This is a genomic window from Psychrosphaera sp. (genome assembly GCF_982872775.1).
On sequence record NZ_CEYNSH010000033.1, the window covers coordinates 23,346 to 31,030 of the forward strand.

5 protein-coding genes and 1 pseudogene are annotated in these 7,685 nt (G+C 44.0%); all 6 read left to right on the forward strand.

Annotated features, from left to right (window positions below):
- Nucleotides 1–300: pseudogene (locus AC4E96_RS10325) on the forward strand (RNA polymerase-associated protein RapA); the annotation flags it as partial.
- A gap of 97 nt (nucleotides 301–397) precedes the next feature.
- Entirely contained in the window at nucleotides 398–1,084 is a 687-nt protein-coding gene (gene rluA / locus AC4E96_RS10330; RefSeq protein WP_488033680.1) for a bifunctional tRNA pseudouridine(32) synthase/23S rRNA pseudouridine(746) synthase RluA, read from the forward strand.
- A 95-nt stretch (nucleotides 1,085–1,179) separates the two neighbouring features.
- A complete protein-coding gene (locus tag AC4E96_RS10335) occupies nucleotides 1,180–2,904 on the forward strand; it encodes a DUF4856 domain-containing protein (protein WP_490255761.1) in 1,725 nt (574 codons plus the stop codon).
- A gap of 106 nt (nucleotides 2,905–3,010) precedes the next feature.
- Nucleotides 3,011–4,282, forward strand: a complete 1,272-nt coding sequence (locus tag AC4E96_RS10340; RefSeq protein WP_490255762.1) for an imelysin family protein — start codon at nucleotides 3,011–3,013, stop codon at nucleotides 4,280–4,282.
- Nucleotides 4,282–6,642 carry a TonB-dependent receptor family protein gene (locus AC4E96_RS10345; protein ID WP_490255763.1) on the forward strand — a complete coding sequence of 787 codons (2,361 nt, stop codon included), beginning with the start codon at nucleotides 4,282–4,284 and terminating at the stop codon, nucleotides 6,640–6,642. The genes AC4E96_RS10340 and AC4E96_RS10345 overlap by 1 nt, the downstream gene beginning before the upstream one ends.
- A gap of 14 nt (nucleotides 6,643–6,656) precedes the next feature.
- Nucleotides 6,657–7,685, forward strand: a 1,029-nt coding sequence (locus AC4E96_RS10350) for a sterol desaturase family protein (RefSeq protein ID WP_490255764.1), incomplete at its 3' end; no start/stop codon positions are given.

Genomic DNA, 7,685 nt, shown 5'->3' on the forward strand with positions numbered 1-7,685 from the left:
AAGACCATGGCGACTCAATTAATCAAAGCTTTGAAGGACGAAGTGAGCACGTTAATTGAAAAAGCCAATGCCAATGTCGGTGAGCAAGTTACGGCAGTAACTGAAAAAGCCAAAGCGGCGCTGATAGAAGATAGACAACAAGAGTTGAGTCGACTTCAAGCATTACAGGCCGTCAACCCGAGTATCCGCGATGAAGAAATTGAGTTTTTAAAAACTCAGTTAGAGCAGTGTGTCAATGAGATTGATGCCGCTCAAGTCCAACTCGATGCCTTGCGTTTGATTGTGGTTGACCATTCTTAACTACCGTAATTAAACATCAAGAATGGCCTAGCCATACTGCACATCAATAACAAATGGGGTAAACTTGCGTTACCCCATTTTTTTATGAACGACCAACGTGGCAATACTTAACTACCAACCTCCTACTTCTCCATACCTAGACATCCTTTATCAAGATGATGACATTGTCGTTCTTAATAAACCAAGTGGCTTGTTAAGTGTGCCAGGTCGTAAAATCGAGCACTTTGACTCGCTCATGTCTCGAGTACAGGCGGTGTGGCCAAAAAGTTGTGTTGTTCACAGGCTCGACATGATGACTTCGGGTGTGATCGTCATGTCCATGCACCTAGATGCGACCCGTCACCTTAATCGTCAGTTTGCCGAGAGAACGCCAACTAAGTATTACATTGCGATTGTTCATGGCCATTTGGCTAATGACACAGGCGAAATCGATTTTCCGCTTATCGTCGACTACCCCAATCGACCAAAACAAAAAGTCTGTTATGAAACAGGCAAAGCCAGTCTAACTAAATATCAGGTCCTAGAGCGATTTGAATATAAAGGTGAACCGGTTACTCGAGTCAAGCTGACTCCCATCACAGGAAGAAGTCATCAACTTAGAGTACACATGCAACAGCTTGGTCATCCTATCATTGGAGACCGCTTATATGCCCCTGATGATGTTATTGCGTTAGTGTCTCGTCTAAATTTACACGCTGAACAATTGACCATCGAACACCCAAAAACGGGTGAGCGACTCACCTTTTACAAGGAAAATGAATTTTTCTTTGATATTTCTAAATAAATTTTGGAAATGAGATTGATTCTCATTTAATTATTATCTATAGTTCGCCTCAACAAATGATAACTATTCTCATTCATATTAGGTGAAACGGAACTATGTTTAGAAAATCTTTACTAGCTTTAACAGTAATCGCAGCAACTCAACTAACTGCATGTGGCTCAAGCAGCGACGATAAAGAGCCAGTTGTTGAAGTAAATACCGCTCCTACAGACATCACTCTTTCAGCTTCTGTTGTAGCAGAAAATGCAGCAGGCGCAGAAATCGGTACTCTTAGCGCAACCGATGCCGACGCAGGTGAGACATTCACTTTCACTACTTCGACCGAAGGTTTTGTTATCGAAGGCAACACGCTTTCTTTAGCGCCAGAGCTAGCGCTTGATTTTGAACTTGAAACAGCAACAAGCGTTGAAGTTACGGTTACAGACTCTGCAAACAACACCTTTACTAAAACATTAGATATCACTGTTGAAGACGTATTAGACGTTTACGCATTCACAAACAGCCTAAGTAACGAAGACAGCGTTGCTTACAGTGGCCAGATTGCTCGCCACGTATTAATCGCTGAGCTAAACAACTACATCAACAACCAACTTCAAACTGACTTAGATGACAGTATGTTTGCGAGTGGTGCAGAAGTTAAAGCGAAGCTTATGAGCTTTTTCGACATTTCTGACACTGACTATGACTTAGGTATCGGTGAGCAAGCACTAACTATCTCTGCTATTGCTGAATTAAAGCAAAAAACACTAAAAGAGATCTCTGGCTCTACTAAAAACCTAAAAGGTAAAATCGCGGGTAACGACGCAACGGGTCAGCACAAAGACTGGAACACTGAAGGTTTTGTTGCGTTCGAATCTGAGACGTACCTAAGCCCTGAAATGCTAATCGTTAGCTTCTTTGACGCGATTGCAGCTAACGCTCAAACTTACATCGACGGCGGTACACGTGTTGACTTTAATGGCGACACAATTACTAAAGTTTACATTGGTGAAAACGGCGTAGACTACAAACAACTTATTCAAAAGACATTGTTAGGTGCAGTTGCATTCTCTCAAGGTGCTGATGACTACTTAGGTAGCGATGTTGAAGGCAAAGGTCTTTTAACCAGCAACGAAGTATTAGTTGAAGGCAAAGCTTACACTAACCTTGAACACCAATTCGACGAAGGCTTTGGTTACTTTGGTGCAGCACGTGACTACCTTTCTTACTCAGACGATGAAATCGCTAACAAAGGCGGCCGTGAAGACTTTGCTGGTATGCATGACTCAAACGACGACGGCATGATTGACTTAAACTCAGAGTTTAACTTTGGTCATTCACAAAACGCAGCGAAACGCGACCGTGGTACAGCTGATAACACAAACCCAACTGACTTCACTGAAAACGCAATGCAAGCTTTCCTTCAAGGTCGTGCGTTAATCAACGACAACGTGGGTAGCGAACTAACTGCTGAGCAAATGACTGAGTTAGAGGGTTATGCCGAGCAAGCAATCCTAAACTGGGAAATGGCTATCGCTGCAACTGCTGTTCATTACATCAATGACACAACAGCTGATTTAGAAGCGTTTGGTACTGCGGAGTTTGACTTTGCAACCGTTGCTAAGCACTGGTCAGAATTAAAAGGCTTCGTAATTAGCTTACAATTCAACCCTGATTCTCCACTGACAGATGCAGAACATGCTGCAGTGAATGATCTAATTGGCGATGCGCCAGTATTAGTTGAGGCAGAGATTGAAGCTTACTTAGCTGACCTTGCTGAAGCTCGTACTAAATTACAGCAAGCCTATGACTTTGATGCAGAAAATGTTGCCAACTGGTAATATTTAGCAATCGCGTAAACAAGGCTGACACACGTCAGCCTTTTTGCGTTTTAAAAGATTTTAAGAAGACAACAAATACAACTACGTTTTTAACTTGAGGTTTATAATGGCTCTTTCGGTATCTCCTTTCGCCAAGTCTCTTACAGTGGCTGCTACACTAGGTTTTCTAGCGGCGTGTAACGACTCAGTAAGCAGTAGTGCTGGTGCTGATTTTAACGGTGGCTCATCGACAAATAATGGCTCAGGCCCATCAACGACATTTAATAAAAGTCAGTTACTTGTTGATTTAACCGATAAGGTTTTTGTCCCAACAATTCAAGACTTTTCGGTAAATAGTGCGGCTCAATTAGATGCAACGACGGCATATTGTGATGCTCTTAAAACCAATCAAGCCATTGACAACGAGTTGTTAAACCAAGCAAAACAAAGCTGGCAAACAGCCATGTCTAATTGGCAACAGCTAGAAGTGATGCAGCTGGGCCCATTGTTAACCAACGACGCTGAGCTTAGAAATAAAATTTATTCTTGGCCTGTCACCAACCAATGTGCGGTTGACCAAGATGTTGGCTTTTTTGAAGCTGGTGCCACTAATGGCTCAGATTATGACATCACCCGCCGTACTGCCACTCGTCGTGGTATGGATGCACTAGAGTACCTTTTATTTAGTGAGTCTGTAGACCATAGCTGTAGCAACGACGATTTCGCACCAGAAAACTGGAATGAACGTCCCGTCCTTGAACGTCAAATTGCCCGTTGTGAATTTGCCGTTGAAGTCGCCAATGACATAAACGCATCAGCACAAGAGCTAGAGCTTGCTTGGACGGCTGAAGGCCAAACCGACGGCGAGCAAGGATACGCAACTGTACTTAAAAATGCCGAAACCAACGGTGAATTTGCCTCAATTGATGAAGCCATCAACCGCGTTTCAGACGCCCTATTCTATGTCGATAAGATCACCAAAGACGCCAAATTAGGTGCACCGGTTGGCTTGATCACTAACAGTTGTGGCACAGCGACTTGTACAGAAGACATTGAGTCCCAACTTAGTGCTCACTCTTTACAAAACATCCGTGCCAACATGGTTGCGATGCAACGTATATTTAAAGGCGGTGACGCTGATACAGACACGGGTTTTGATGACTACTTAGTCGCAGTGAATGCTGAGAGCCTAGCCGTCACCATGGCAGCAGACATTCAAGCCATGATTGATGCTATTGACGCTTTTGAAGGTGACTTTGAAACAGCCGTCGTAAACGAGCCCGCAAAGGTGCAGGCCTTATATGAAGACATCAAAAAAGTGACAGACAACTTAAAATCGGCGTTTATCACTTTCCTTTCTTTGCAGTTACCTGCTTCTTCTGCAGGAGACGCTGACTAATGACAAAACGTATTACCAAAACAAGAACTATGATGAGTAAAAAACTGCGCAAATCGTTAAACCTAAACCCGGTGAGCTTATCGGTATTAACCGCCGTTACTATGCTTGGCTCTGTAGCGTCTGCTCAAGCAGAAGAAGCCAGTGCACCGGCTGTAAAGGATGACATCGAGCACATCCAAATTATTAGTCGTAGCGACGAGCTAAACAAAGAAGCTGGCTCGGTAACATTATTAGACGAAGTAGCATTAGAAAAGTTTGAGTACGATGACATTCACCGTATTTTAGCCAATGTCCCTGGTGTTAACATTCGTCAAGAAGACGGCTATGGCTTACGCCCAAATATCGGTTTTCGTGGCGTCACGCCAGAGCGTAGTAAAAAGATTAATATTTTAGAAGACGGAGTGTTAATCGGTCCTGCGCCATATTCAGCGCCAGCGGCGTATTACTTCCCGTCAATGGCACGAATGACGTCGGTCGAAGTCGTCAAAGGTCCAGGTGCAGTTAAGTACGGTCCAAATACGGTTGCTGGTACGCTTAATTTAACCACCCGTACTATTCCGGATGCGGCATTAGGCCAAATTGAAATCGCTGGCGGCTCAAATGGCTATAACAAATTACACGGTCATTTCGGTACTAGCTATCAGCTAAATGACGGTGTAGTTGGTTTTGTTGGTGAAGCATTACGTCAGGCTGCTGATGGTTTTAAAGACATAGACAACCGCGCGCAAAGCCTATTTGATGAAGACTCAGGTTTTGTTAAAAACGACATCATGATCAAAGTCGGTTATGCCAATAGCATTACCCTTTTTGAAAAAGCCCTTGAGCAATCGTTTGAAATCAAACTCAATCATTCTAACGAAGACTCAAACGAGACTTACTTAGGTTTGACCGATGAGGACTTTAAGGCCAACCCATACCGTCGTTATGCTATCAGCCAAGCGGCCAACATGGACTGGGAACAAGACCAAGTTCAATTAACGCATCGTTTAACCGGCGATAACCTAAGTGTGACCACTCGTCTTTATAATAATGAATTTACTCGTGCCTGGCGCAAAGTAAACAGTTTTGCCCAAAGCCGCACGTCAAACAGTTTTACCCAAAACGGTAATAAGGCTGCCAACCCAACATTACAAGAAATTCTTGCAGCGCCAAATGAAGACATAAACCAAGACTATTACCTAGTAATTACAGGCGAAAAAGACTCAGAAGCTCTATTTGAACAATTGGTAGTAGGCACAAACGATCGTTCTTATTATTCACGTGGCATCCAGTCTGATATCAAGTTCAGGACAGACATCGCTGGTGTCTCTAACCTATTTGATGTGGGTGTGCGTTTTCACCAAGATCGCATTGACCGCGATCATTTCGAGCAAAACTACCTCATGCAATCAGGTGTGTTAACGCCGGATCAAATCGGCCCGCGCTTCACAACGGTAAACTACGAAGAAACGGACGCCGTATCTCTATATTTGGCTGACACCCTTACCTTTGGCCAACTAGATGTGACTCTTGGTGGTCGCGCTGAGCTGCTCGATAGCAAGTATCAAAACGAAGTGGAAGGCAAAGAACAAGACTGGTTAAGCAAAAAGACCGATGTCTTTTTATACAGCGCTTCAGCGTTTTATACATTAAGCGATGACATGGGTGTATTTGCTGGTATTCACGAAGGTTTCGTACCGACGAGTCCAAAACAAGACCCAGAGATCAAGCCAGAAGAAAGCATCAACTACGAGCTTGGTTACCGCTACAACGACCAAAACACTCAGTTTGAAGGTGTTTTATTCTTTAACGACTTTGATAACTTAAAAGAAAGCTGTTCGTTTTCAGCGTCTGCCTCATGTACCAATACTGCTCGTGTTGACCAAGAATACAACGGTGGCGAAGTTGACGTAAAAGGTATCGAACTTAATTTGCAACGTCGCGAATACGTTTCAGAGCACTTCGATTTACCTTGGTCGATTACGTACACGCGTACAGACTCTGAGTTTAAAAACAGCTTTGAGTCGACCTTTGAACTTTGGGGTGACATCACGGCCGGTGATGCTGTGCCTTACTTGCCGGAACAGCAGTTAACGGTCAATCTTGGTTTAGCGGGTAACAACTGGCAGTTTAATGTATTAGTGAAATACACAGACGAAATGCAAGAAGCCGCAGGCCAAAACGTCGCTTTGTCTAACCAAACCACCGATGCTTACACAGTTGTCGATTTATCAGCGAGTTATGAGTTAGGTGACTGGGGCAGCGTGTATGCCAAAGTCGACAACGTAACGGATAAAGTGGCACTGGTAAGTCGTCGTCCATTTGGTGCGAGGCCAAGTAAGCCACGTCAGGTGTTTTTCGGTTATAAGTACGACTTTTAAAAGAGAATAGCCTTGTGAGCATTGGAATTGAATTAGGAAACATTGGAGAACTTGGACTTGCAGTTGCATCGGCTACTGCAATGGCTACCGAGTGGTTAAACCAAGCCTTTGATTCCTTGCTTGCCCATGCAACCAATCCCAATAAACGATTGTTCTGGGGCTATTCGTTGGCGACGGTGGTTTTAGTCGGGCTCGTCTATTTCTTTGAATACAAACGCACAGGTCAATTTAATTGGCGCCGTGCGTTTGGCAAAGATGTCCTACTTAGCACCTCTTCCAAACTCGATGTCAAAATCTGGTTGGTCAATATTGGCATTAAGCTATGGCTAATTGCACCTGTGCTCATTTCTGTGGCTCCCATCGCCATTTGGCTCAACAACACACTGAATAGCCTTTTCGGTGAAAGCGTTTTTAAAGATGTCAGCGATACCACCGTTATGGTGACCTTCACACTGGTGCTATTTTTACTCGATGACTTTAGTCGGTTCTTGTTGCACTGGTTAATGCACAAAATCCCGGCCTTGTGGTCGATTCACAAACTACACCACAGCGCTGAGGTGCTTACCCCTATCACGGTTTATCGCACTCATCCGATTGAGAGCTGGTTGTATGCGACACGACTCATGTTAGTCAATGCCGTGACGATTGGTGTGGGTGTTTACTTATTCAGTGCCCAACTCAACTTTTACAATATTGCGGGCGCAAATATTGGTGTGTTTTTGTTTAACCTGTTTGGTGCTAATTTGCGTCATTCACAAGTGTGGTTGAGTTGGGGAAGCACTCTCGAAAAATGGTTTATATCACCAGCCCAACATCAGATACATCACAGCCAGGCCATCGAACATCACGACAAAAACTTTGGCTCCGCTTTGGCGATTTGGGACCGACTATTTGGCACTTTGGTGTCAGCTAAATCTGTGTCAAAAAGCCAATCACAGTCCGACCCGCTTTTGCGTTTTGGTGTCGAAGACTTCGAACCTAAGAGCCTATGGCAAGCTTACGCTCACCCTATCAAAGATATGCTGCCGAGACGTCAAAGCCGC